Origin of the sequence: Rhizobium sp. CC1099 (assembly GCF_029714385.1) — a bacterium.
Lineage (GTDB): Bacteria > Pseudomonadota > Alphaproteobacteria > Rhizobiales > Rhizobiaceae > Rhizobium.
On the sequence record NZ_CP121642.1, the window covers coordinates 1219725 to 1242351 of the forward strand.

22 protein-coding genes and 1 pseudogene are annotated in these 22627 nt (G+C 60.4%); 15 read left to right on the forward strand and 8 right to left on the reverse strand.

Features of this window, described 5'->3' with window-relative positions; translation table 11 throughout:
• The first annotated feature begins 41 nt into the window (after positions 1-41).
• The 5 genes and pseudogenes from hutI to QA644_RS35220 all read left to right on the forward strand — a co-directional run.
• On the forward strand, positions 42-1292 hold the full coding sequence (gene hutI / locus QA644_RS27005) for an imidazolonepropionase (RefSeq protein WP_283073955.1): 1251 nt from the start codon (positions 42-44) through the stop codon (positions 1290-1292).
• The gene (hutH, locus tag QA644_RS27010; protein ID WP_283073956.1) at positions 1289-2824 is read left to right on the forward strand and encodes a histidine ammonia-lyase; all 1536 of its coding nucleotides are present in this window, start codon (positions 1289-1291) and stop codon (positions 2822-2824) included. Before hutI ends, hutH begins: the two co-directional genes overlap by 4 nt.
• A gap of 1 nt (position 2825) precedes the next feature.
• On the forward strand, positions 2826-4499 hold the full coding sequence (hutU, locus tag QA644_RS27015) for a urocanate hydratase (protein ID WP_283073957.1): 1674 nt from the start codon (positions 2826-2828) through the stop codon (positions 4497-4499).
• Between the two features lie 3 nt (positions 4500-4502).
• Entirely contained in the window at positions 4503-5078 is a 576-nt protein-coding gene (locus QA644_RS27020) for a HutD family protein (protein WP_239600676.1), read from the forward strand.
• 75 nt (positions 5079-5153) lie between these two features.
• Positions 5154-5259 (forward strand): annotated as a pseudogene (locus QA644_RS35220) (xylose isomerase); the annotation flags it as partial.
• A 33-nt stretch (positions 5260-5292) separates the two neighbouring features.
• Here the strand turns inward: QA644_RS35220 and cobM are convergent.
• Together cobM and cbiE are read right to left on the reverse strand one after the other, a co-directional pair.
• A complete protein-coding gene (gene cobM, locus QA644_RS27025) occupies positions 5293-6051 on the reverse strand; it encodes a precorrin-4 C(11)-methyltransferase (RefSeq protein ID WP_074071899.1) in 759 nt (252 codons plus the stop codon).
• 2 nt (positions 6052-6053) lie between these two features.
• The gene (gene cbiE / locus QA644_RS27030) at positions 6054-7286 is read right to left on the reverse strand and encodes a precorrin-6y C5,15-methyltransferase (decarboxylating) subunit CbiE (protein ID WP_283073958.1); all 1233 of its coding nucleotides are present in this window, start codon (positions 7284-7286) and stop codon (positions 6054-6056) included.
• Between cbiE and QA644_RS27035 the strand changes: the two genes are divergently transcribed.
• Complete coding sequence (locus QA644_RS27035) at positions 7285-8055, forward strand: cobalt-precorrin-6A reductase (RefSeq protein ID WP_283073959.1); 771 nt, start codon at positions 7285-7287, stop codon at positions 8053-8055. The two genes, cbiE and QA644_RS27035, sit on opposite strands and share 2 nt — an antisense overlap.
• On the opposite strand, the gene QA644_RS27040 is transcribed toward QA644_RS27035, so the two are convergent.
• The 6 genes from QA644_RS27040 to QA644_RS27065 all read right to left on the reverse strand — a co-directional run bounded on the left by QA644_RS27040 (position 8019) and on the right by QA644_RS27065 (position 12842).
• Positions 8019-8783 carry a precorrin-3B C(17)-methyltransferase gene (locus tag QA644_RS27040; RefSeq protein WP_194731152.1) on the reverse strand — a complete coding sequence of 255 codons (765 nt, stop codon included), beginning with the start codon at positions 8781-8783 and terminating at the stop codon, positions 8019-8021. The two genes, QA644_RS27035 and QA644_RS27040, sit on opposite strands and share 37 nt — an antisense overlap.
• The gene (locus QA644_RS27045; protein WP_194731151.1) at positions 8780-9511 is read right to left on the reverse strand and encodes a precorrin-2 C(20)-methyltransferase; all 732 of its coding nucleotides are present in this window, start codon (positions 9509-9511) and stop codon (positions 8780-8782) included. The genes QA644_RS27040 and QA644_RS27045 overlap by 4 nt, the downstream gene beginning before the upstream one ends.
• Positions 9508-10140, reverse strand: coding sequence for a precorrin-8X methylmutase (locus QA644_RS27050; protein ID WP_074071904.1), 633 nt, complete (start codon positions 10138-10140; stop codon positions 9508-9510). Before QA644_RS27050 ends, QA644_RS27045 begins: the two co-directional genes overlap by 4 nt.
• 2 nt (positions 10141-10142) lie before the next feature.
• A complete protein-coding gene (cobG, locus tag QA644_RS27055) occupies positions 10143-11477 on the reverse strand; it encodes a precorrin-3B synthase (protein ID WP_283074034.1) in 1335 nt (444 codons plus the stop codon).
• Between the two features lie 101 nt (positions 11478-11578).
• Complete coding sequence (gene cobF / locus QA644_RS27060; RefSeq protein ID WP_283073960.1) at positions 11579-12337, reverse strand: precorrin-6A synthase (deacetylating); 759 nt, start codon at positions 12335-12337, stop codon at positions 11579-11581.
• A 25-nt stretch (positions 12338-12362) separates the two neighbouring features.
• Positions 12363-12842, reverse strand: a complete 480-nt coding sequence (locus QA644_RS27065; protein WP_283073961.1) for a DUF2938 domain-containing protein — start codon at positions 12840-12842, stop codon at positions 12363-12365.
• A 163-nt stretch (positions 12843-13005) separates the two neighbouring features.
• Here QA644_RS27065 and QA644_RS27070 point away from each other — a divergent pair, with 163 nt between their 5' ends.
• From QA644_RS27070 to QA644_RS27110, 9 genes are all read left to right on the forward strand, one after another.
• Entirely contained in the window at positions 13006-13938 is a 933-nt protein-coding gene (locus QA644_RS27070; protein WP_283073962.1) for a dihydrodipicolinate synthase family protein, read from the forward strand.
• A 416-nt stretch (positions 13939-14354) separates the two neighbouring features.
• Complete coding sequence (locus tag QA644_RS27075) at positions 14355-14927, forward strand: GbsR/MarR family transcriptional regulator (RefSeq protein ID WP_283073963.1); 573 nt, start codon at positions 14355-14357, stop codon at positions 14925-14927.
• Between the two features lie 4 nt (positions 14928-14931).
• Positions 14932-16632: a thiol reductant ABC exporter subunit CydD gene (gene cydD / locus QA644_RS27080; RefSeq protein WP_283073964.1), complete on the forward strand. Its 1701-nt coding sequence runs from the start codon at positions 14932-14934 to the stop codon at positions 16630-16632.
• On the forward strand, positions 16632-18320 hold the full coding sequence (locus tag QA644_RS27085) for an ATP-binding cassette domain-containing protein (protein ID WP_283073965.1): 1689 nt from the start codon (positions 16632-16634) through the stop codon (positions 18318-18320). The genes cydD and QA644_RS27085 overlap by 1 nt, the downstream gene beginning before the upstream one ends.
• A 69-nt stretch (positions 18321-18389) precedes the next feature.
• A complete protein-coding gene (locus tag QA644_RS27090; RefSeq protein WP_283073966.1) occupies positions 18390-19970 on the forward strand; it encodes a cytochrome ubiquinol oxidase subunit I in 1581 nt (526 codons plus the stop codon).
• 5 nt (positions 19971-19975) lie between these two features.
• Positions 19976-21127 (forward strand): cytochrome d ubiquinol oxidase subunit II, encoded by a 1152-nt coding sequence (gene cydB, locus QA644_RS27095; protein WP_194731142.1) that lies wholly within the window; start codon positions 19976-19978, stop codon positions 21125-21127.
• A 13-nt stretch (positions 21128-21140) separates the two neighbouring features.
• Complete coding sequence (gene cydX, locus QA644_RS27100) at positions 21141-21251, forward strand: cytochrome bd-I oxidase subunit CydX (protein WP_040115511.1); 111 nt, start codon at positions 21141-21143, stop codon at positions 21249-21251.
• A 143-nt stretch (positions 21252-21394) separates the two neighbouring features.
• The gene (locus QA644_RS27105) at positions 21395-21700 is read left to right on the forward strand and encodes a hypothetical protein (protein WP_074071913.1); all 306 of its coding nucleotides are present in this window, start codon (positions 21395-21397) and stop codon (positions 21698-21700) included.
• A 142-nt stretch (positions 21701-21842) separates the two neighbouring features.
• Complete coding sequence (locus tag QA644_RS27110; RefSeq protein ID WP_040115513.1) at positions 21843-22457, forward strand: TerC family protein; 615 nt, start codon at positions 21843-21845, stop codon at positions 22455-22457.
• Positions 22458-22627: the final 170 nt, after the last annotated feature.

Below are 22627 nucleotides of genomic sequence, written 5' to 3' on the forward strand. Positions count from 1 at the left end.
ATGTATATACATGTTTCGACCTAAGGAAAGGCGTAAAGCTGATGAGCGGGAACAATCTTTTTACGCGGCAGCAGAGACCGAACCTCTGGCGAAATGGCCGGCTCGCGACGCTCGATCCGGGTAAGCCGGGGCTGGGTATTGTTGAAAAAGGCGCGATCGTCACGGAAAACGGCCGAATCCGCTATGCCGGCCCGGAGGGCGAATTGCCGGTTTCCGTCATCGAACGTGCCGAAATCATCGACCTTGAGGGCCGCTGGGTGACGCCGGGGCTCGTCGATTGCCACACCCACATCGTTCATGGCGGCAACCGGGCGCGCGAATTCGAAATGCGCCTTGACGGCGCGACCTATGAAGAGATTGCCCGCGCTGGCGGCGGCATCGTCTCCTCGGTCAAGGCGACGAATGCGCTTTCTGTCGAAGGCCTTGTGCAAGCTTCCCTGCCCCGCCTCGATACGTTGCTTTGCGAAGGGGTGACGACGATCGAGATCAAGTCGGGCTACGGCCTCAGCATCGCTGGCGAAGTGAAGATGCTGGAGGCCGCCCGTGTTCTCGGCAGTATGCGGCCGGTGCGCGTCAAGACGAGCTATCTCGGCGCCCATGCGACACCCGCCGAATACAAGGACCGCAATAGCGACTATATAGCCGAAATCGTGCTGCCCGCGCTCGAAGAGGCACACGGCAAAGGCCTTGTCGATGCCGTCGATGGGTTCTGCGAAGGCATCGCCTTTTCAACGGAAGAGATCGGCCTTGTCTTTGATCGCGCCGAGGCGCTTGGCCTTCCGGTGAAGCTGCATGCCGAGCAGTTGTCCAATCTCGGCGGAGCTGCACTTGCCGCTGAGTATGGTGCGCTTTCGGCGGATCATCTCGAATATCTCGACGATGACGGCGTGGTCGCCATGGCGGCAGCCGGAACCGTCGCGGTGCTGCTGCCCGGCGCATTCTATTCCATCAACGAAAAACAGAAACCACCCGTGAAGGCGCTGCGCGCCGCCGGTGTTCCGATCGCGGTCGCGACGGATTGTAACCCAGGCACATCACCTCTCACCTCCCTGCTTTTGACGATGAATATGTCGGCGACGCTCTTCGGCCTAACGGTTGAGGAGTGTATTGCAGGGGCCACACGTGAAGGCGCTCGCGCACTCGGCCTTATTGCCGAAACGGGAACAATACAGGCCGAAAAATCCGCCGATCTTGCCATCTGGGAGATCGAGAGCCTGGCCGAACTTGTCTATCGCATCGGCTTCAACCCGCTCTTTGCGCGTGTCTTCAAGGGCGAAAGGATCGACCGTTGACCATCATTCTCCACCCAGGCTCCGTTTCGCTGAAACAGCTGGAAAAAATTTACTGGACCGGCGAACCGGCAGAACTCGATCCCGCATTTGATGCCGGCATAAAGAAGGCGGCGGCGCGCATAGCAGAGATCGCCGCCGGCAATGCGCCCGTCTACGGCATCAATACCGGCTTCGGAAAACTCGCTTCGATTAAGATCGACAGTGCCGATGTCGCCACACTTCAACGCAATCTCATCCTCTCGCATTGTTGCGGTGTGGGCGCGCCGCTACCCGAAAATATCGTGCGTCTCGTCATGGCGCTGAAGCTCGTGTCACTCGGTCGCGGCGCCTCCGGCGTGCGACTGGAACTGGTGCGGCTGATCGAAGCAATGCTCGACAAGGGCGTCATACCGGTCATTCCGGAAAAAGGTTCCGTCGGCGCCTCGGGCGATCTTGCGCCGCTTGCGCATCTGGCGGCCGTGATGATGGGAGAGGCCGAAGCCTACTTCAAAGGCGAGCGGCTTCCAGGCGCGGAAGCCTTGAACAAGGCGGGCCTTACGCCGGTCGTTGTCGCCGCAAAAGAAGGCCTTGCGCTGATCAACGGCACGCAGACCTCGACCGCACTTACACTTGCCGGCCTATTTCGTGCGCATCGTGCCGCCCATGCGGCCCTGATCACCGGCGCCATGTCCACCGATGCGGCCATGGGCTCTTCGGCACCGTTCCATCCGGATATCCACACGCTTCGCGGTCATCGCGGCCAGATCGATACGGCCGCGGCTTTGCGGGCGCTGCTTGAAGGCTCCGTTATCCGTGAAAGCCATATTGAGGGCGACGAGCGCGTGCAGGATCCCTATTGCATTCGTTGTCAGCCGCAAGTCGATGGCGCCTGCCTCGATCTTCTCCGGTCGGTCGCACGCACGCTCGAAATCGAAGCCAATGCAGTGACCGACAATCCGTTGGTGCTTTCCGACAACTCCGTCGTTTCCGGCGGCAACTTCCATGCGGAGCCGATCGCCTTCGCCGCCGATCAGATCGCGCTTGCGGTCTGCGAGGTCGGTGCAATTTCGCAGCGCCGCATCGCGCTGCTCGTCGATCCGGCTCTATCTTACGGGCTTCCAGCCTTCCTCGCCAAGAAGCCAGGGCTCAATTCCGGTCTGATGATTGCGGAGGTCACCTCTGCCGCGCTGATGTCCGAAAACAAGCAGATGTCGCATCCAGCTTCCGTCGACTCGACGCCGACTTCGGCGAACCAGGAAGACCATGTTTCCATGGCCTGCCATGGTGCACGCCGTCTGTTGCAGATGACCGAAAACCTCTTCGGCATCATCGGCATCGAGGCATTGACGGCCGCACAAGGCGTAGAATTGCGCACACCGCTTGCGACCAGCCCTGAACTGCAAAAGGCGATCGCTGCCATCCGCAATGTGGTGCCGACGCTGGAGGTCGATCGCTACATGGCGGGTGACCTGCAAGCCGTCAGCGAACTTGTTGCAACCGGCGTATTGAACGCGTCCGTTTCCGAAAACATCCTTCCGTCCCTGGAGATCTGAGATGAGCAATCCCCGTCACAACATCCGCGAAATCCGGGCACCTCGCGGACCGGAGCTCAATGCCAAGAGCTGGATGACCGAAGCGCCGCTTCGCATGCTGATGAACAATCTAGATCCAGATGTGGCGGAAAATCCGAACGAACTCGTCGTCTATGGCGGCATCGGCCGCGCCGCCCGCACCTGGGAGGATTTCGACCGCATCGTCGCGACGTTGAAGACGCTTACCGAAGACGAGACGCTTCTGGTGCAGTCCGGCAAGCCGGTCGGCGTCTTCCGCACCCACAAGGATGCACCGCGCGTCCTGATCGCCAATTCCAACCTCGTGCCGCACTGGGCGACTTGGGACCACTTCAACGAGCTCGATAAGAAGGGCTTGGCGATGTATGGTCAGATGACGGCAGGCTCATGGATCTATATCGGCACACAAGGCATCGTCCAGGGGACCTATGAAACCTTTGTCGAGGCGGGCCGGCAGCATTATGGCGGCAACCTCAAGGGCAAATGGATTTTGACCGGTGGCCTTGGCGGCATGGGTGGCGCGCAGCCGCTCGCTGCCGTCATGGCAGGTGCCTGCTGCCTTGCCGTCGAGTGCAATCCGGACTCGATCGATTTCCGCTTGCGTACCCGATATCTCGATGCCAAGGCCGAAACGCTGGACGAAGCCCTCGAGATGATCGGCGGCTGGACAAAGGCAGGCGAAGCCAGATCGGTCGGTCTTCTCGGCAACGCCGCCGAAATCCTGCCTGAAATGGTCCGCCGCGGCATCCGCCCGGATATTGTCACCGACCAAACGTCAGCGCACGACCCGATCAACGGCTATCTACCGAAAGGATGGACGATCGCGAAATGGAAAGCGATGCGCGAAAGCGATCCGAAGGCTGTCGAAAGAGCGGCTCGCGCATCTATGCGCGAGCATGTCGAAGCGATGATCGCATTCTGGGATGCAGGTATTCCGACGCTCGATTACGGCAACAATATCCGGCAGGTTGCTCAAGATGAGGGTCTCGAAAACGCCTTCGCTTTCCCGGGCTTTGTACCTGCCTATATCCGCCCGCTCTTTTGCCGCGGCATCGGTCCCTTTCGCTGGGCAGCACTCTCGGGCGATCCGGAGGATATCTACAGGACCGACGCCAAGGTGAAGGAATTGCTGCCGGACAACAAGCACCTGCACAACTGGCTGGACATGGCCCGCGCGCGTATCGCCTTCCAGGGTCTGCCGGCGCGCATCTGCTGGGTCGGCCTTGGCGACCGCCATCGTCTCGGCCTTGCCTTCAACGAGATGGTGAAGAGCGGCGAGTTGAAGGCGCCGATCGTGATCGGCCGCGACCACCTCGATTCCGGCTCGGTTGCATCACCGAACCGCGAGACGGAAGCGATGAAGGATGGTTCTGATGCCGTCTCCGACTGGCCGCTGTTGAACGCTCTTTTGAACACCGCCTCCGGCGCAACTTGGGTTTCGCTCCATCACGGCGGCGGCGTCGGCATGGGCTATTCGCAGCATTCAGGCATGGTCATCTGCTGCGACGGCACCGACGATGCGGCGCGCCGCATCGAACGCGTGCTTTGGAACGACCCGGCAACCGGCGTCATGCGCCATGCCGACGCGGGCTACGATATCGCGCTTGATTGTGCCAAGGAGAAGGGGCTAAGGCTGCCGGGGATCTTGGGGGATTGAACCATGCAGATCCTTCGCGCGGCCAATCACCGGCGCATGCCGTGGAAGAACGGCGGCGGCGAGACAGTGGAGGTGGCCGTTTCGCCGCAAGGTGCAACCCTCGGCGATTTCGACTGGCGGGTCAGCATGGCCACGGTTGCTTTCGATGGACCGTTTTCGATCTTTCCCGGCATCGACCGCACACTTTCAATCCTGTCCGGCAGTGGCATGACGCTGGAGATCGATGGGCATGAGCCTGTGCTCTTGGCGCAGCAGAGCCCGCCATTTGCTTTTGCAGCCGACATTGCCGTGACGGCACAGCTTATCGCGGGGCCGATCACCGACCTCAATGTCATGACGCGGCGCGACGCCTTTATGCACAAGGTCGAAAGGCTGCATATCGAGCGGAGTTGGAGCGGCTCTCTACCGGCCGCAATATCGCTTGTGCTGTGTCACGAAGGCGAAGCAGCATTCGAATTGGCCGAAGAAAGCGGCATGATATATGCCGGCGACGTATTGATGATCGAGGCTCATTGCCGCGCCGCTTTGACGCTTGCTGGTGCCGCCACCTGCTATTTGATCAGCATCACAGCCATCTGAAGCCACGACGATTTCCTCGGATGTCGAGGTGGTCGAGACGCTCATCAACCGCGAGGCTCATGCGCGATCCGCACTCGAGTTCTCGTCGGCGCCTCCGACCGCCTCGACAATGCCGGGCAGATGCGCGCGCTCTTGCAGGCTCAAAGGTCCCTTCTCCTTCGAGCCTTTCGCAGCCGAACTATCTGTCGGCAAAGCGAGCCGGCATTCCGGCTCGCTATTGTCTGCCCCTGAACCGCCGCTGATAGGCGGCGTCGTAAAGGGCGCTTTCGCGAAAATCGCGGGCAGCAAGCGTTGGACCGACGAAGATGATCGCCGTGCGCTCGATCGGCTCGATGGCGACCCTCGCCTCGATGTCAGCAAGCGTGCCATGCAGGACGCGCTCGTCCGGCCAGGAGGCTTTAACGACGATCGCAACAGGACAATCAGCGCCATAAAGCGGTGTCAGTTCTTCGACGACCTGGCCGAGTGCATGAATTGCCAGATGGATTGCAAGCGTCGAACCCGTTGCGCCAAACCTGGCAAGCGTTTCTTCATTCGGCATCGGCGAAGCGCGGCCCGAGACGCGGGTCAGCACCAGGCTCTGGGCAACGGCCGGAATTGTCAGTTCCCGGCCAAGTGCGGAGGCCGCAGCAGCAAAGGCCGGAACGCCCGGTGTCATCGTGTAGGCGATGCCATGCTTTTGAAGGCGCCGAACCTGCTCAGCAACAGCGCTCCAGACGGAAAGATCGCCGGAGTGCAGACGAGCTACATCCTCCCCGGCGTTGGCCGCACGCAGATATTCCGCCTCGATCTCATCGAGCGACATCGGCGCGGTATCGATGACGCGCGCATCCGGCGGGCAATATTTGAGCAGTTCCGGGGATACGATCGATCCGGCATAAAGGCATACAGGGCATCTGCCAATGAGGTCGCGGCCGCGAACGGTGATGAGATCGGCTGCACCTGGGCCTGCTCCGATGAAGTGAACCGTCATTTTTAGTCCTTGATCCAGCGCCATTGCACCACGGGCATTGCCGGGCGCCAGCCGCTCATTGCGCCGAGGGGGCCGGCTCGGGAAATCTCGATCCTTGTCAGAAAACCGCCGCGCCTGGCTTGTTCGGCAAGCAGCACGGCCTCCATTTCCAGTGTCACCGCGTTGGCGACAAGGCGCCCGCCGCTTTTGAGCGAGACGATTGCGGCATCCATGACGCCCGGTTCGCTGCCGCCTCCGCCAACAAATATGGCGTCAGGTTCCGGCAATCCACTCAATGCCGCAGGGGCTGTTCCCTCGACAACGGCAAGGCCCGGCACGCCGAACGCAGAAGCATTGCGCGCGATCCGGCTGACGCGATCTGGCGATTGCTCGATGGCGACCGTCTTCAGTGATGGGTCGCAGAGCATCCACTCGATGCCGATCGAACCCGAGCCGGCCCCGATATCCCACAGCAGTTCCCCATGGTGCGGCGCAAGTGCCGACAGCGTCAGAGCGCGGATTTCACGCTTGGTGATCTGCCCGTCGTGTTCAAAGAGTTCGTCGCCCAGGCCGGTGGCAAAAGGCAGGACGCGAGCTTCTTTTCCTGCCTTAACCTCGACGGCGCAGACATTGAGAGGGTCGATATCTCTAAACTGGAAGTCTTCTGCCGACGTGCTGAGGATACGCTCGCGCGCGCCGCCGAGCGCCTCCAGAACAGTTATGCGGGAATGGCCGAAGCCGCTGTTTGACAGCAGCACAGCCAGTTCCTCAGGCCCCTTCCCGTCGGAAGTCAGCGCAATAATGCGCCGTCCGGAATGAAGATGCGGGCGGATGAGATGGATGGGACGGCCATGAAGCGAGAGGCAAGCGGTTTCCTGCAAGGGCCAGCCGAGACGCGACGCGGCCATGCTGAAGGCCGACGGAGCTGGAATGGTGCGCATCTCCTCAGCATTCACATGCCGCGAGAGTGTCGCGCCGACACCAAAAAGAAATGGGTCACCGGAAGCGAGTACGACGACCGGTGTGCCGCGCCGCCTAAGGATCGCATCGATCGACTTCTCAAAGGGGCTTTGCCAGACGAGCCGCTCGCCGGCAATCAGATTATCCATCAGCGCATGGTGCCGTTCGCCGCCGAAGACGGCGGGCGCGGCCAGGATCAGCCGCTTGGCGTGATCGCCAAGTCCTTCTGGACCATCCTCGCCGATACCGATAATGGTTAGCCAGGGTTTCGGGGTGTGGCTAGGCATATCAGACATGGCAAAAATCCGCGTGCTGATACTGGGCGGAACGAGCGAAGCGCGCGCTTTGGCGCAGATGCTCTCCAAGAAGGCCGGGTTTGACATCCTGCTGTCTTTGGCCGGCCGCACAGAAAAACCGTCCATCCAGCCTGTTCCCGTTCGTATTGGCGGTTTCGGCGGACCTGAGGGCCTTGCTTCTTTTCTGCGCGACGGAGGATTTGACCTTCTCGTCGATGCGACACATCCCTTTGCCGCCCGCATCTCCACCAATGCCTTCGCCGCAGCACGACTTTCCAAAATTGCGGCACTTGCCCTTCGCCGGCCCGAATGGATCGAGCGGCCGGGCGACATATGGACCGCGAGCAGAAACATCCCGCAGGCAATCGCGGCGCTCGGGCCTGTCGCCCGCCGCGTCTTCCTGGCGACCGGGCGTCAGGAGGCGCACTATGCCGAGGCGGCGGCACATCATTTCTATCTCGTTCGTAGCGTCGACCCCGTCACCCCGCCGCTCAATATTGCGAACGTCGAATATATTCTCGATCGCGGCCCCTTCGATGTGGACGGCGAGGCCGCGCTTCTTGCCTCTCACCGCATCGATGCGATCGTTGCCAAAAATAGCGGCGGCGCGGCGACCTACGCGAAAATCGAGGCGGCTCGCCATCTCGGCATTGAAGTCTTCATGATCGCCCGTGCGCCCGCGCCTGCCATGAGAGCGGTCGAAACCGTCGAGAAAGCGCTCGGCGCGATCGGTCACTTGTTTCCTCCCGCCATGGAACGGGGGGTATAGACGAGTTCGGGCCTGCCGCCGCCGGATATAATCCGTGTTTCCGGCGACCCGATGATGATGCAGGTCGCCATATCCGCCACCGAAGCGTGGGCGTCACCGAGCGGCTGAATGATGATCCGCTCATCGGGACGTCCGGCGGCGCGGCCGAAGATCACCGGCGTCTGCCGCGGCAGATGTGCGCGCAGCAGTTCAAAGGCCTTGCCGAGCTGCCAGGGCCGCGCTTTGCTAATTGGATTGTAAAGCGCAATCACGAAGCCCGCCTTTGCAGCCAATGTCAGGCGCTTTTCGATGATCTCCCAGGATTTGAGGTTATCCGAAAGCGAGATCGCGCAGAAATCGTGGCCGAGCGGGGCGCCGACACGCGCTGCAACCGCAAGCATTGCGGTAATGCCCGGAACGACGACCAGCTCGACGGAACGCCACTCCGCCGGACCTGTGTCGATTGCCTCGCAGACTGCCGAGGCCATGGCGAAAACACCGGGATCGCCGCCGGAGACGATACAGACCTTGCGGCCGCCTGCCGCCATCGTCAAAGCATCCCCTGCTCGCCTCATCTCCTCGCGATTGTCAGAGGGATGACGGTTTTGATGGGCGCCGAGCTGCAGCCGGTCGAGATAGGGACCATAGCCGAAGAAATCGGTCGATGCCGAAACGGCTGAATGCGCTTCCGGCGTCATCTGCTCTGGGTTGCCAGGACCGGTGCCAATGACAAACAGGATTCCACTCATCGGTTTGCCTCCCAGCCTGGCACCAGCACCAGCGAGAAATACGGCGCGTCACCCTCCGGCCGTTCCGCAAGCTTCAGCATGGCGGCATTCGCCATCGTCCCACGCTCGACATAGACGGCTTGGCCGAGACGCCCTGCCGCTTCAAGAGCGCGGCGGATCTTCGGAAGATTGCGGCCGACCTTCATAATGACGGCTGCCTGGGTATCGCCAAGCCGCCGCGTCAGTTCCGCTTCCGCCATGGTGCCCGGCAGAACGGAAAGCACATCGTCACCTTGGACGATCGGCATGCCGGCAAGCGACCAGCAACCGGACATGGCGCTGATGCCCGGGATCACCTCGGTCGGATAGCGATCGGCGAGGCGCACATGCAGGTGCATATAAGATCCGTAGAACATCGGATCGCCTTCGCTGAGGACCGCAACGGTTTTTCCGGCATCGAGGTAGGCTGCGACCACGGCTGCAGAATCATTGTAGAAGGCGGTGATCTGGCTTTGATAGAGCGCTTCGCTCTTTTCGATTTCAGTGGTAACCGGATAGTAGAGCGGCAGCAGTTCTGTCTCGGGACCGATCAGGTGCTGGACGACCGCTCGGCCGTTGCCGGCCCTGCCCTGTTTGGCGAAATAGGCAATGACGTCCGCAGCTTCGATCGCCTTCTTTGCCTTGATGGTCAGCAGATCCGGGTCGCCTGGACCCGTGCCGACGCCGATCAGACGGCTGGGTCTGCTCATAGTCCCGACCTCGCCAGCGCGTTGATTGCGGCCGCCGTCATTGCACTGCCGCCCAGGCGGCCGCGAACGATCGCAAAGGGCACGCCATAAGAATTTTCCGCCAACGCGTCCTTGGATTCTGCCGCACCGACGAAGCCGACCGGCATGCCGATGATGGCAGCCGGCTTTGGTGCGCCGCCGCGCAGCAGTTCAAGAAGGTGGAAAAGTGCCGTTGGAGCATTGCCTATCGCGACAACGCTGCCGGCCAGACGGTCGACCCAAAGGTCGATGGCCGCCGCCGAACGTGTGTTGCCGCTTGCTTCTGCCATTTCGGGGGTGCGCGGGTCGCGCAGAGTGCAAATCACGTCGTTCTTTTCTGGCAGCCTGGCGCGTGTGATGCCATGAGCCACCATCTCTGCGTCGCAGAAGATCGGTGCGCCTTTTTTGAGCGCGCCGCGCGCTGCAAAGACGAAATCCGCAGAGAAGTCGAAATGTGTGGCGGCTTCGACCAGCCCGCATGCATGGATCATGCGCACGGCAATCTCGGCCTCTTCCGGCGAAAAGCGCGAGAGGTCCGCTTCGCCGCGGATAATCGCAAAGGAGCGCTCGTAGATCGCCTCGCCGCTGCGGATATAATCGTAATCTGGCATACCTATTCCTGTTTCAGCGCCTTCACGATCGTCTGGGGGCCGAGCCGCGTCAGGCAGGCAGCAGCCGATTCATCAGCGCTCTTGTTCTTCCCGACAAGCCGGGCGAGCTTCTCTATAGCGAAATCAATCTCGCCGCCAGCAATCGTTGCATCGGGGCTGTCGCCTGCATGTCCGCTCAACACAATACCATAACCACTCGGCATTCCAGTCAGCGCCAGCGCCGGTCGCGGATGAGCGCATCCCTTGGAACAACCCGAGAGATGAAACGTCAGCGATCCATCGAAAAGAACCGGTGAATGCCGCAGTAAATGCTGTGCCCGCATCCTTGTTTCATAAAAGCCAGAGGCGCAGGCACCCGCCCCGGCGCAAGCCGCAATATTTGCAGATGGATCATTCGGATCGGAGCTAAAGCCATACTCCTTTGCAGCTGTCTGCAACGCCTTCGCCTCCTCTGTGCTGCAGCCCGTCACGAAGAACTGGCGGCCCGGTGCCAGGCGAATTTCCGCTGCACCGAGGCGTTCGGTTTCTCCCAGAAATCTTGACAGATCGCTTGCCTTCATCTGGCCGAAACGCGGTCTGAGGCCAAGGACCGGGCTGTGATCGGAGAGCTGATGAAGGCCAGGCCCCGGCATTTCCGAATGTGGCCCGGTGGCAAATTGCGCTTCCATTGCCGGAAACACATCGCGCAATGCAAGCAGTCCAATGTCGCGCGTTCGAGAATTCTTGCCAATTTCCATGAGTATCGCCAGCAATTGCCCGACCGCCCGGGCGGCGTCATCCGCTGAACCGATACAAACCGGATTTGCCGTTTTTGCATCGCCGTTTATCGCGACCAGCCAGCGGCCTGCGTCCAGAGCGACAACGCGGATATCGGCCGAAAGACCGGATAGACCGAAACGTCCTCCACCGTCGACGATGATGGAGAGCTTCGGGGCCAAAAGTGGTGAAGACAGCGCGATCTTGAGCTCATCTCGCAGCCGGGCTTCGATCGCGGCGGCACTTCCTATCTCACTCGGGTCGATGCCATGCAGCGGCGATAGCTCGATCGGCGGACCTGCTGGCACAAGGATCCCAGCCGCATCAACATCAGAGGCGAGCCGCCCGACAGTTTCCGTCCGCAGGCCGCGGACTTGCAGACTTCCCCGCGCAGAAATTTCCAAAAGGCCATTGCCGTATGCCGCTGCGGAGGCTGCAAGCATATTCAATTGCGAAGGCGTTAGCGCGCCGCCGGCCGGCCGCAACCGTACAAGAAGGCCGTCGCCGGTCGCCATGGGTGCAGCAAGCGTCGGACAGGCGCCTCGGCGCGAGCCTGGTGCAGCAATGGCGCTCCCTTCCATGTCGATCTCTTTTTCGCCGGCAAGGCCCATGGCTCGTCCTTTCATCCATGCCTCTACGGGGCGGCACCCTTGCGGTAAAGCGCCCGGACTAATCCTCTGGACTAATCCTGAAAGTCGCGACCTTTGCGCAGCAGGTAGATATCCATGATCCAACCGTGCCGTTCGCGCGCTTCGGCCCGGGTCCTTACGATGTCATCGGCGACGTCGCCCAGCCGCCCGGCACGGATGATTTCGTCCTGCGTGCCAAGATAGGCTCCCCAGAAGATCTCCGTATCCGGGTCGTCGATCTTCGTAAACGCCTGGATGCCGTCGAGCATTACAACCGTACTTTCCGTCTTAAGCCCCTCTTCGGCAAGCCTTCGGCCGGTCGTAATCTCCACCGGCTTGCCGACGAGACTGATAGAAATGCGGTGGCTGGCGGCAAGCGCCTGAATGCTGGTAATGCCCGGGATGACGGTGAGATCGAATTCCACTTTATCCCGCACCCGTTCCAGGATGCGCAACGTGCTGTCGTAAAGGCTCGGATCGCCCCATACGAGGAAAGCAGCCGTGCCATTTTCAGGCAACTCGCTAATCAGCTGACGATAGGTGGCAGCAATCGCGGCGTGCCATTCATCGACGCTTTGGCCATAGCTGCGCTCCTTCGTCTCGCGAAGAGGCACCGCAAATTCGATGATCTTGCCATCCGCCTGCTTGAGATACCGCTCACAGATTTCGCGGCGGACATCTGCAAGCTCTTCTTTCTGTGCACCTTTTGTGGGAATGAAGACTAAATCGGCAGCATTCATGGCATTGATCGCCTGAATGGTCATGTGCTCCGGGTTCCCGGTGCCGATGCCGATCGCGTAAATATGCTTCACTGAGCCTCCTTGCGGTCTTGCGCCGTTAGGCGATCAAAAGCGCCGTGCCGTAGAGCCCAATGGCAAAGACGGTATGCGCGATCAGATTGAGCGCGCGCACCTTGTTCGGGTTCGGCGTCTTCGACGCGGCCCAGCCGATGCCAAGCCCAGGCTGCAGCAGGAACCAGCCGGCCCCGACCGTGACAATACCAAGGATCCAGGCGGGGAGGAAGGTCGGCGCTGCCAGCCAGGATGGCCCCGTGATAGCCGCAAGAGCAAGGCCATAGATGATGCCGGTCGCATAATGGCCGATCCACCCGAGTGCCAGCTCGTGCCTATAGGGCGCTGCATTGGCGATACTGTCGTGAAATACCTTGCCGCGCCCGAGGTGCCAGAACCACCGTCCGACAGGCGCCCAGTTGGCAGGCGCCTGACCGAGGGCCTGGAAAAGGACGATTGCCCAAATATCCATGAGGATCGTCGCACCGATCCCCATTGCAATGCCGCGCCATAAAATATCGAACATGAAGAATATCCAGAGTCGTAAATTGCTGGACCTGTCTTAAACACGCGCGGCAAGCCCTGCAACAGCGCTCTTACACTTCCATCGGATCCCTGCGCAAACGGCGCATTTCAATTGATCGGAACGATGACTACTTCTAAGTTCCGGCCAAAAGGGAGAGTGCGCAATGAAGCTCGATCACACAGCCAAGGGCGTCTATGCCATCGCCGCAACGCCGTTTCATCCGGACGGACGGCTGGACACGGTGTCGGTCGACCGGCTCACCGATTTCTATCTCGGGTGCGGCGTGAGCGGGCTTACCATTCTCGGGATCATGGGCGAAGCACCGAAGCTTGAGCCGGAGGAGTCGCTTGCAATCACCCGGCAGGTCGTGAAGCGCGCCGGCGTTCCGGTGATCGTCGGTGTCTCGGCGCCGGGCTTTGCGGCGATGCGCTCACTTGCGCGTGGCGCCATGGATATTGGTGCTCAGGGCGTCATGATCGCCCCACCGCCGTCTCTTCGGACGGACGATCAAATCATCGGCTACTATGCCCAGGCGGTCGAGGCGATCGGCGAGGATATTCCTTTCGTCATCCAGGACTATCCGCTGACGCTGACCGTGGTGATGACGCCTGGCGTCATCCAGAAGATCGTCAACAATCATCCATCCTGCGTGATGCTGAAGCACGAAGACTGGCCGGGACTTGAGAAGATTTCCCGGTTGCGGGCAGCGCAAAAGGCGAGCGAGATGCGCGCCATTTCGATCCTTTGTGGCAACGGCGGATTGTTTCTCGATTTCGAGATGGAGCGCGGCGCCGATGGCGCGATGACCGGTTATGCCTTCCCGGATATGCTGGTCGACGTCGTGAATTTCCAGCAGGCCGGAAACCGCGAGGCGGCACATGACCTCTTCGATGCGCATCTGCCGCTCGTTCGCTATGAGCAGCAGCAGGGCGTTGGCCTTGCCATACGCAAATATGTCCTCAAGAAGCGCGGCGCGATCGCCAGCGATTCCCAGCGCAAGCCCGCGGGAAGCATTTCGGAGAGGGCAAAGGCGGAGATCGATTACCTCCTTTCACGCGTTGCAAGATACGACAAGCGCGCGGCGTTCAGAACCTAGCCCGCCTCTTTTATTCGGCGCTCTATGTTTCTCGATCGTTTTTGAGCGGATTAAATATGCTCAATCCGTCGTAATCTCGCGCGTTATCCGTGATGAATAAGCATTTGTTGGCCTCGGCGATGGCGGCAATCATGATGTCGAGAGCGCTTCGTGATCGACTGGAAATTTTGCGATTCGACATGAGTCGCGCTCAGATCTGCCCAGCTCTTTTCATCAAGTGACAGCACGCGGCCAGCAAAAAGAGCCTGCGGTCCGTCTGGGCATTGTGACAAGGTAATGGAGTTGTGACGCTCAGTGGGCTGAGCTCGGCCTGCAACCAAATTGCCGCAGCCCTGGTTACCTCGATTGAGAGCTGCGAAAACCGGTGTATAGTTGTTTCAGAAATTTCTGAAATCATAGAAACAACGGAATCGCTAATGAATCTTCCGCCGCTCGTTCAATCCTTCGTTCTGCATTTCGGTGAGATGGGCTCGCGCTGGGGCATCAATCGCACGGTCGGCCAGATCTATGCGCTTCTTTATGCTTCGCCCTCGCCGCTTTGCGCCGATGAGATCGTCGACGCGCTCGGCATCTCAAGATCGAATGTTTCGATGAGCCTGCGGGAGCTGCAGGCATGGAACCTTGTGCTTTTGAAACATAGACCTGACGACCGCAGGGATTTCTTCACTACGCCTGACGATGTCTGGCTCATCCTGCGCACGCTTGCTGAAGAGCGGAAGAAGCGCGAGGTCGATCCAACACTCTCGGTTCTGCGTGAAATCCTCATGCAAAGGCCGGCGAGCGAAGCCGAACGCTTCGCCCAGGAGCGGATGAGCGAAATGCACGGTCTGATCGAGCAGCTGACGCATTGGTATGAGGACGTGAAACAACTTGAAACAGAACGCCTCGCAACGCTACTCTCTTTGGGAGCAAAGGTTACGAAGCTTCTGGAAGCCAAGGACCGGCTGGTTTCACTCGGCCGTGGCCGGCGGCCTGCGAACAAGAGCTAGCGCGATGGGGAGTGCTTTCTTCGACGAGGGAAAAGCCCATGCAGCCGGAGCGCCAGCAACTGGCTTGCCGGCCCGCTCGACCCGGCCCTTAGGTCTTCGTCATGCCGCTTCGCTTCAAACCGCTGCCGCTCTCTTGTGGATCCCGCAAGCCAGTCTGCTCGCTTATGCCGTCGGCGGCATTGCAGATGGCGATGGTCTTCGTGATGTCCTTTGGCCTGCCTTTTTTGTGTTGGTACTCGGTATTGCAAAGGCGCTGCTTGACGCGGTTGGCGGCCAGATTGCCTTCGACAGCGCGCGGACCGAACTGAGTTTGAGGAGACAGGTTGCCGTTGCAGCACTTGCCCGGCGATCGCCGATCGACGGCACGCGTCCTGCTTCCGGGCAGGTTGCGAGCATTCTCGGCGAGCAGGCGGAGCTTGTCGTTCCCTACCTCGCGCGCTTTTTTCCCGCTCGCTTCAAAGCAAGCGTCACCCCTCTCGTCATCCTTGCTTGCGTGCTAGCGACCTCCTGGGTTGCCGCGCTCGTGCTCTTCATTGCAATGCCGCTTATTCCGCTTTTCATGGCACTCATCGGCTGGCGCGCACAGGCCGCGAGCGAAAAGCAGCTCGCTGCAACAGGCAGGCTCAATGCATTCCTTCTCGACCGGCTCCGTGGACTGGCCACGATCCGCTCGTTTGATGCCGTCGGGCCGACTGCCACGCGGCTGCGGGCAGATGCTGAAGACCTCAAGACACGCACCATGGCGGTGCTTAAAATCGCCTTTCTCTCCTCGGCCGTGCTGGAGCTCTTTGCTGCGCTCGGCGTTGCAATGGTCGCGGTCTATGTGGGCTTCAGCCTCCTCGGCGAAATCCACTTCGGGACATGGTCGGGCAAGCTCAGCCTGGCCGAAGGCCTTTTCATACTCCTTCTCGCACCCGCCTTTTTCGAACCCTTGCGCGAACTTTCTTCCGTTTGGCACGATCGTGCCGCCGGAGAAGCGGCGATAAAGGCGCTCGACAGCCTCGGCGAGTGCGGCATTGAGATCGTAGATACGGAGAGCACCGGCCCGGCGCCGCGCGTTGACCGGCTCGACATTGAATTCAACGATGTCAGCTTCCGCTACGATTGCTTGCGGCCTTCCGCGCTTTCCGGCTTCAACTGTCTTATCACGGACGGTGAGCATGTCGCGCTATCAGGTGCGAGCGGCGCGGGAAAATCCACGCTGCTTGCGCTGATCGCTGGTCTGGCACCACCTCAGACGGGTCAAGTCCTGATTGACGGCCGGTCCGTCGATGCGGGCGTGCGCAGCACCATGGCCTGGATCGGCCAGACGCCGCATATATTTGCCGGAAGCTTGGCGGGCAACGTCTTGCTGAACAGACATTGCGGCGTTCTGCAGGAGGCTTTGGCGCTTGCCAGACTGGACGGCGTTGCGGCCGCCTACGGCAAGCGGCCACTCGGCGAAGGCGGTGCCGGTCTTTCCGGCGGCGAAGCGTTGCGACTTGCGATCGCACGGGCGGCCGCCAATCCTTTCATTCGCATCATCCTGGCGGACGAACCGACGGCGCATCTCGACGCAGTGACTGCTGCGGAGATCACCGAAAGCCTGATTGCCCTTGCCAGCGAGAGGACGCTTATCGTTGCCACGCATGATACGCGTCTTGCTGCGCGCATGGACCGCAGGATCGTCATCGATGCACCGTTCTTACAAGAGGCTGCTGAGTAATGAGAAATCTGATCCGGATCCTTGCGCCGATCCTCAAGCTTTTCTTTTCTGAAAGGCCGCTTCGTCTGTTGGCCGGTGCCTTGCTTTCTGCCGTCACGGTCATTGCGGGCCTTGCCCTGCTCGGCTTGTCGGGCTGGTTCATCACTGCCGCGTCGATCGCCGGCCTCTCTGCGGCAGCCGTCGCCTTCGACGTCTTTGCGCCGGCAGCCGCAATCCGCTTGCTTGCAATCAGCCGTACGGCCGCGCGCTACGGCGAGCGGATGACGACGCATGATGCGACGCTGGGCATACTGGCGGCGCTTCGTGAGACGCTTTTTCGCGGCTGGGCGGCACCTGATGCCGCACGCAATCTTCTCCGCCGGCCCTCCAAAGCGCTATTTCGCCTGACGGCTGATATCGATGCGTTGGATTCGCTGTACCTTAGAATTCTCGTTCCAATGGGTGCCGCGATCGGTGCCGCGGTTGTCGCTGTCGTCACGCTGGGCATCATGCACCCCGCCTTCGGGGTCACGGCCGGCGCGGTTTTGCTAGGCTCCGGCATCTGCGTTCCGATCGCCGCAGGCGGCCTTGCCAGAAAGCCTGCCCGGCGCCGCACTTACGGCATCGAGGCGCTTCGCTCGCGCGCCATCGACCTGACAGCCGGCCAGACAGACCTCATGATGGCATCGCGCATGGAAGCGCAATGCGCGTCCGTTCTCGCAGCCGATCGCTATACCGCCAGGGCCGATCGTCATCTATATCGGATCGAAACGGGCGTCACCTTAACCTTCGGCCTCGTCACCGCGCTCTTGCTCGCCGGCTCGCTTCTTGCGGTAGCGGCGCTTACCGAAGTAAAGGCTGTCACTGCACCGGTTGCCGCATTGGGGCTGCTGATCGCCTTTGCAGCCGTCGAACCCTTCACGGCCCTGCGGCGCGGCGCCCTGGAATTCGGCCGTGTCCTAGTCGCAGCCAAGCGGATCGGTCCGCGCCTGACTGAAGAGACGTTGCGACAAAAAAGAAGTGCCCCTGAAGCCGGTATCGCTCTTGGTCTGCAGGAGGTAAGCGTTAGACATGACGGTTCCGCCGGAGATGCGCTCCATGCAATCAGCCTGGAATTGAGGTTGGGTGAAGCATTGGCCGTCATCGGCCCGAGCGGTGCCGGAAAATCGACACTGCTGTCGCTGCTCGCAGATGAAGTGGAGCCGCGCCTTGGGACTGCTGCATGCGTCGATGCGACGCTTCTGACGCAACGGACCGAACTCTTTCAGGATACGCTCGAAGGCAATCTGCGGCTCGCCAAGCCTGAGGCGAGCGACGCGGAATTGCGCGAAGCGCTTCTCGCCGCGGGGCTGCTTTCGGATGTCGAGGCTTTGCCGAAAGGGCTCGGCACACCTCTTGGTGAAGGCGGTTTCGGTCTTTCGGGCGGTCAGTCCCGTCGTCTGGCGCTTGCACGCCTGTTCCTTCGCGACACGCCGCTTTGGCTGCTCGATGAGGCGACGGAAGGTCTCGACAGCGCAACGGCAAGCGACGTCATGTCCCGCCTCAAGGAACGGGCGTGTGGCCGTTCCCTCGTCATTGCATGCCATGCCCGCCGGGAGGCTGCGATCGCCGATCAGATCGCAGTCATCGAAGGCGGTCGTATTGTAGAAGTATCGCGCCGTGGAGAGGCGGCGTTCGAAAGAGCGCTCGAGCGGCTAAGGCCGGATTGAGTGCTACGCTAACCGCGGACGCCGGCGGCGCCCGTTCGACATCCTGTGGGACCGTGGGAAGAAAAAACAATGGAACTAGATATCGTCGCGCTATCGCGCTTCCAGTTCGCCCTGACGGCGCTTTATCACTTCCTGTTCGTGCCGCTGACGCTCGGTCTGTCGGTGCTGCTCGCGATCATGGAAACGACCTATGTGATGACCGGCAGGCAGATCTGGCGGCAGATGACAAAATTCTGGGGCACGCTCTTCGGCATCAACTTCGTACTGGGCGTTGCGACCGGCATCGTCATGGAGTTCCAGTTCGGTATGAACTGGAGCTACTACAGCTATTATGTCGGCGACATCTTCGGTGCGCCGCTAGCGATCGAAGGGCTGATGGCCTTCTTTCTGGAAGCGACTTTCGTCGGCCTCTTCTTCTTCGGCTGGGACAAGCTGTCCAAAGTGGGGCATCTGGTTGCCACCTGGGCCGTGGCGCTCGGCTCCAACTTCTCGGCGCTCTGGATCCTGATCGCCAATGGCTGGATGCAGAACCCGGTCGGCTCGGCGCTCAACCCGCAGACCATGCGCATGGAGATTACGAGCTTCTTCGAGGTGGTCTTCAATCCCGTCGCGCAGGCGAAGTTCGTGCATACGGTTTCTGCCGGCTACGTCTGTGCCTCGATCTTCGTGCTCGGTGTCTCGGCTTGGTACCTGCTGAAAGGCCGCCATATCGAGCTTGCCAAGCGCTCGATGACGGTTGCCGCCTCCTTCGGACTTGCCTCGGCTCTCTCGGTGGTCGTACTCGGCGACGAGAGCGGCTATCTGGCAACGGAAAACCAAAAGATGAAGCTCGCCGCAATCGAGGCTATGTGGGAAACGGAACCGGCGCCTGCAGCCTTCACGGCCTTCGGCTTTCCAGACCAGCAATCGCGTGAGACGCATTTCGCCGTCCATATCCCATGGGTCATGGGGCTGATCGGGACACGCTCGCTGACCACCGAAATTCCAGGGATCGACAAGCTTGAACAGCAGGCCGAAACCCGTATCCGCGAAGGCATCAAAGCCTACGATGCGCTGATGCAAATCCGCGCGGCTTCAACACCGGCCGGCATTGCGCAGGAGGTTCGCAGCTCCTTCGACGACCTAGGCCACCAGCTCGGCTATGCGCTTCTATTGAAGCGCTATGTCGATGATCCACGCCAGGCAACAGATGAACAGATTGCCCAGGCTGCACGCGACACGATCCCGCATGTGCCGACCCTTTTCTGGTCGTTCCGCATCATGGTCGGGCTCGGCATGTTCTTCATCCTGCTGACGGCGGTCTTCTTCTGGCTGTCGGCCCGCCGCCACCTCGACAAATATCCGCTGCTCCTGAAGGTCGCCGTTTTCGCCATACCACTTCCTTGGATTGCCATCGAGGCGGGCTGGATCGTCGCCGAGATCGGCCGCCAGCCCTGGGTCATCGAAGGTGTGCTGCCGACGGCGATGGCAGTTTCCAGCCTGGGGGCAAGCACGGTGCTCCTCACCATCATCGGCTTTGCCGCACTTTATACGACGCTCATCGTCGTCGAAATGAGCCTGATGATCAAAGCGATCCGGCAAGGGCCCGATCCGGATGACGAGCCGGACGCCGCACTTATTTCCGAAACCCTCGTACCAGCAGCGGAGTGATCGCCATGATCCTTCATGAACTCATCGACTACGAAACCCTACGCGTCATCTGGTGGCTGCTGCTCGGCGTATTGCTGATCGGCTTTGCGGCAACCGACGGCTTCGATCTGGGTGTCGGCACGCTGTTGCCCTTTGTCGCGAAGACCGACACGGAACGCCGTATCGCAATCAACACGATCGGCCCGGTCTGGGAAGGCAATCAGGTCTGGCTGATCCTTGCGGGCGGCTCGATCTTCGCCGCGTGGCCGCCGCTCTATGCCGTTTCCTTCTCGGGCTTTTATCTCGCCATGTTTGCGATCCTCCTTGCGCTCATCTTGCGCCCGGTCGGCTTCAAGTACCGTTCGAAGCGTGATAGTGCGCGCTGGCGCAACAACTGGGACTGGGCGCTGTTCATCGGCGGCTTCGTACCGTCGCTGATCTTCGGCGTTGCCGTCGGCAATGTACTGCAGGGAGTGCCTTTCCGTTTTGCCGACGACATGCGCATTTTTTACGAAGGCTCATTCTTCGGCCTTCTCAATCCATATGCGCTGCTTTGCGGCCTGCTCTCGGTTGCCATGCTCGTGCTGCACGGCGCATCCTGGCTGGTGCTGAAGGCGAGCGGTCCCGTTGCCGAGCGCGCCAGAAACTATGGAAGTATCGCTGCCCTTTGCGTTATCGTACTCTTTGCCCTCGGCGGCCTTTTCCTGGCGCTCGGCATCGATGGCTATCGCATCACCAGCACCATCAGCCCGGCCGGTCCGTCAAATCCGCTCTTGAAAACGGCGCAGCATGATGGTTCGTGGCTTGCGAACTACAGCACCTATCCGTGGCTGCTGATTGCTCCGGTACTCGGCTTGCTGGGTGCGGCACTTTCGTTTGCGGCAATGCGGGCGAGGCGCGAGGTCTCGACCCTGCTCTTCAGCAAGCTCTCGATCTTCGGCATCATCGCAACGGTCGGCGTCTCGATGTTTCCCTTCATACTGCCCTCCTCGCTCGATCCGCGATCAAGCCTGACGGTCTGGGATGCTTCCTCGAGCCATATGACGCTTTTCATCATGCTCGTCGTTTCGCTGATCTTTCTGCCGATTGTCGCCGCTTACACTGCCTGGGTCTACAAAGTGCTGTGGGGCAAAGTCGACGAAAAGTCGGTTACCGACAAAAGCGGACACGCCTACTGAGGGAGACAAGATGATGTGGTACTTCGCATGGATGCTCGGGCTGCCGCTGGCGGCCGCCTTCGCCGTCCTCAACGCCATGTGGTACGAGCTCGTCGACGACGAAGCCAAGAAAAAGAAACAATGACAAACAAAAAGGTCAGGCCCAAAATCCCGACCCTGAATGCAGCCTGCCACCGCCGTCCCGTCCCCACAGCGACTTTGGTCAATCTGGCACAAGGATTGCGTCTTAATACCCATCGGAAGAATGGCGCGTGGGCAGGAGAAGATATGACGGTGTCAGTCACGGATATGATTGGTGCGACATGGCGTCTCGAAGATGCAATCCGGGAGGTCATCGCCGATCCGCAGAGTTTTCCCAATGAAACCAAACCTATGAAGGAAAAGGCTAAGGTTCTACCCCATCTTCTGGTGCAGAAATATCCACATCTCTCGGATATCGAAAACGAACTACGCGGCGTCTTCGAAACCTGCCGCCTGGCGATTGACCACAAATCGATCAGTCCGGTCGTTGTAAAGGCAGCGATTGCCATTGCCGACGAATACCGGGAGATCATCATCAAGCTGAAGCACTGAATTTGCTGGTACGCGCACCCCTAAAAACTTGGGGACAGAGCGCTTCCCCGCTTCGCGTTTTCTTGACCTTGCGTCATTCATGGTTGACGTGGCGTTCCGGGGACACTAGCACGCTTCTCGAAGGCATTCTGGGGACGTTTCCATGGAAATCTTTACTGCTGCGGGCCTGACTGCACTCTTGCAGGTCATCGCGATCGATCTTGTTCTTGCCGGCGACAACGCCGTCGTCATTGGTCTTGCTGCAGCCGGGCTTCCGGTCGTACAGCGCAAGAAGGCCATTCTGGTCGGCATTCTTGCCGCCACCGTTCTGCGCATTCTTTTTGCATCCGTGACAGTTCAGCTCTTGAGCATCGTCGGCTTGCTGCTTGCCGGTGGTCTGCTCCTGCTCTGGGTCTGCTGGAAGATGTGGCGCGAGCTTCGCTCCCAGCACGCAAACGGCGGGGAGATTGGTCTGGAAGGCGAAGCGTCCACCGGACCTAAGAAGACCTTCATGCAAGCTGCAACCCAGATCGTCGTCGCCGACGTGTCGATGTCGCTCGACAACGTGCTGGCCGTTGCCGGTGCCGCACGCGACCACCCGACCGTGCTTATCCTGGGCCTTGCGCTCTCGATCGCTATGATGGGTGTCGCGGCGAACATCATCGCCCGCCTGCTCAACCGCCATCGCTGGATCGCCTATGTCGGCCTGCTGATCATCCTTTATGTCTCCCTCGACATGATTCATCGCGGCGTCCTGGAAGTGTGGCCACATCTCTAGCCTAAAGAGCGGACGCAATTGCCCTTTTAAGCGGATCGGCGAGAGCCGCTCCGCTTTTACTTATTCACAAACAGTGATGCTCATAGGTAGCGACTGCGGCACGCCGTTCGCTTGACGCCTAACCTGTCGCAGCCACCTTCTGTGCAAGATGACCGCCAGGTCGTCCCCGT

Coding starts and splice junctions, on each gene's coding strand:
- QA644_RS27035 (WP_283073959.1), top strand. CDS start 7,285: ATGGCAAAAATCCGCGTGCTGATACTGGGCGGAACGAGCGAAGCGCGC.
- cobG (WP_283074034.1), bottom strand. CDS start 11,477: ATGGAAGGGAGCGCCATTGCTGCACCAGGCTCGCGCCGAGGCGCCTGT.
- QA644_RS27040 (WP_194731152.1), bottom strand. CDS start 8,783: ATGAGTGGAATCCTGTTTGTCATTGGCACCGGTCCTGGCAACCCAGAG.
- QA644_RS27045 (WP_194731151.1), bottom strand. CDS start 9,511: ATGAGCAGACCCAGCCGTCTGATCGGCGTCGGCACGGGTCCAGGCGAC.
- cydD (WP_283073964.1), top strand. CDS start 14,932: ATGGGGAGTGCTTTCTTCGACGAGGGAAAAGCCCATGCAGCCGGAGCG.
- hutI (WP_283073955.1), top strand. CDS start 42: ATGAGCGGGAACAATCTTTTTACGCGGCAGCAGAGACCGAACCTCTGG.
- QA644_RS27085 (WP_283073965.1), top strand. CDS start 16,632: ATGAGAAATCTGATCCGGATCCTTGCGCCGATCCTCAAGCTTTTCTTT.
- QA644_RS27065 (WP_283073961.1), bottom strand. CDS start 12,842: ATGTTCGATATTTTATGGCGCGGCATTGCAATGGGGATCGGTGCGACG.
- QA644_RS27070 (WP_283073962.1), top strand. CDS start 13,006: ATGAAGCTCGATCACACAGCCAAGGGCGTCTATGCCATCGCCGCAACG.
- QA644_RS27110 (WP_040115513.1), top strand. CDS start 21,843: ATGGAAATCTTTACTGCTGCGGGCCTGACTGCACTCTTGCAGGTCATC.
- cydX (WP_040115511.1), top strand. CDS start 21,141: ATGTGGTACTTCGCATGGATGCTCGGGCTGCCGCTGGCGGCCGCCTTC.
- QA644_RS27020 (WP_239600676.1), top strand. CDS start 4,503: ATGCAGATCCTTCGCGCGGCCAATCACCGGCGCATGCCGTGGAAGAAC.
- QA644_RS27075 (WP_283073963.1), top strand. CDS start 14,355: ATGAATCTTCCGCCGCTCGTTCAATCCTTCGTTCTGCATTTCGGTGAG.
- cbiE (WP_283073958.1), bottom strand. CDS start 7,286: ATGTCTGATATGCCTAGCCACACCCCGAAACCCTGGCTAACCATTATC.
- QA644_RS27090 (WP_283073966.1), top strand. CDS start 18,390: ATGGAACTAGATATCGTCGCGCTATCGCGCTTCCAGTTCGCCCTGACG.
- cobM (WP_074071899.1), bottom strand. CDS start 6,051: ATGACGGTTCACTTCATCGGAGCAGGCCCAGGTGCAGCCGATCTCATC.
- QA644_RS27105 (WP_074071913.1), top strand. CDS start 21,395: ATGACGGTGTCAGTCACGGATATGATTGGTGCGACATGGCGTCTCGAA.
- cydB (WP_194731142.1), top strand. CDS start 19,976: ATGATCCTTCATGAACTCATCGACTACGAAACCCTACGCGTCATCTGG.
- QA644_RS27050 (WP_074071904.1), bottom strand. CDS start 10,140: ATGCCAGATTACGATTATATCCGCAGCGGCGAGGCGATCTACGAGCGC.
- hutU (WP_283073957.1), top strand. CDS start 2,826: ATGAGCAATCCCCGTCACAACATCCGCGAAATCCGGGCACCTCGCGGA.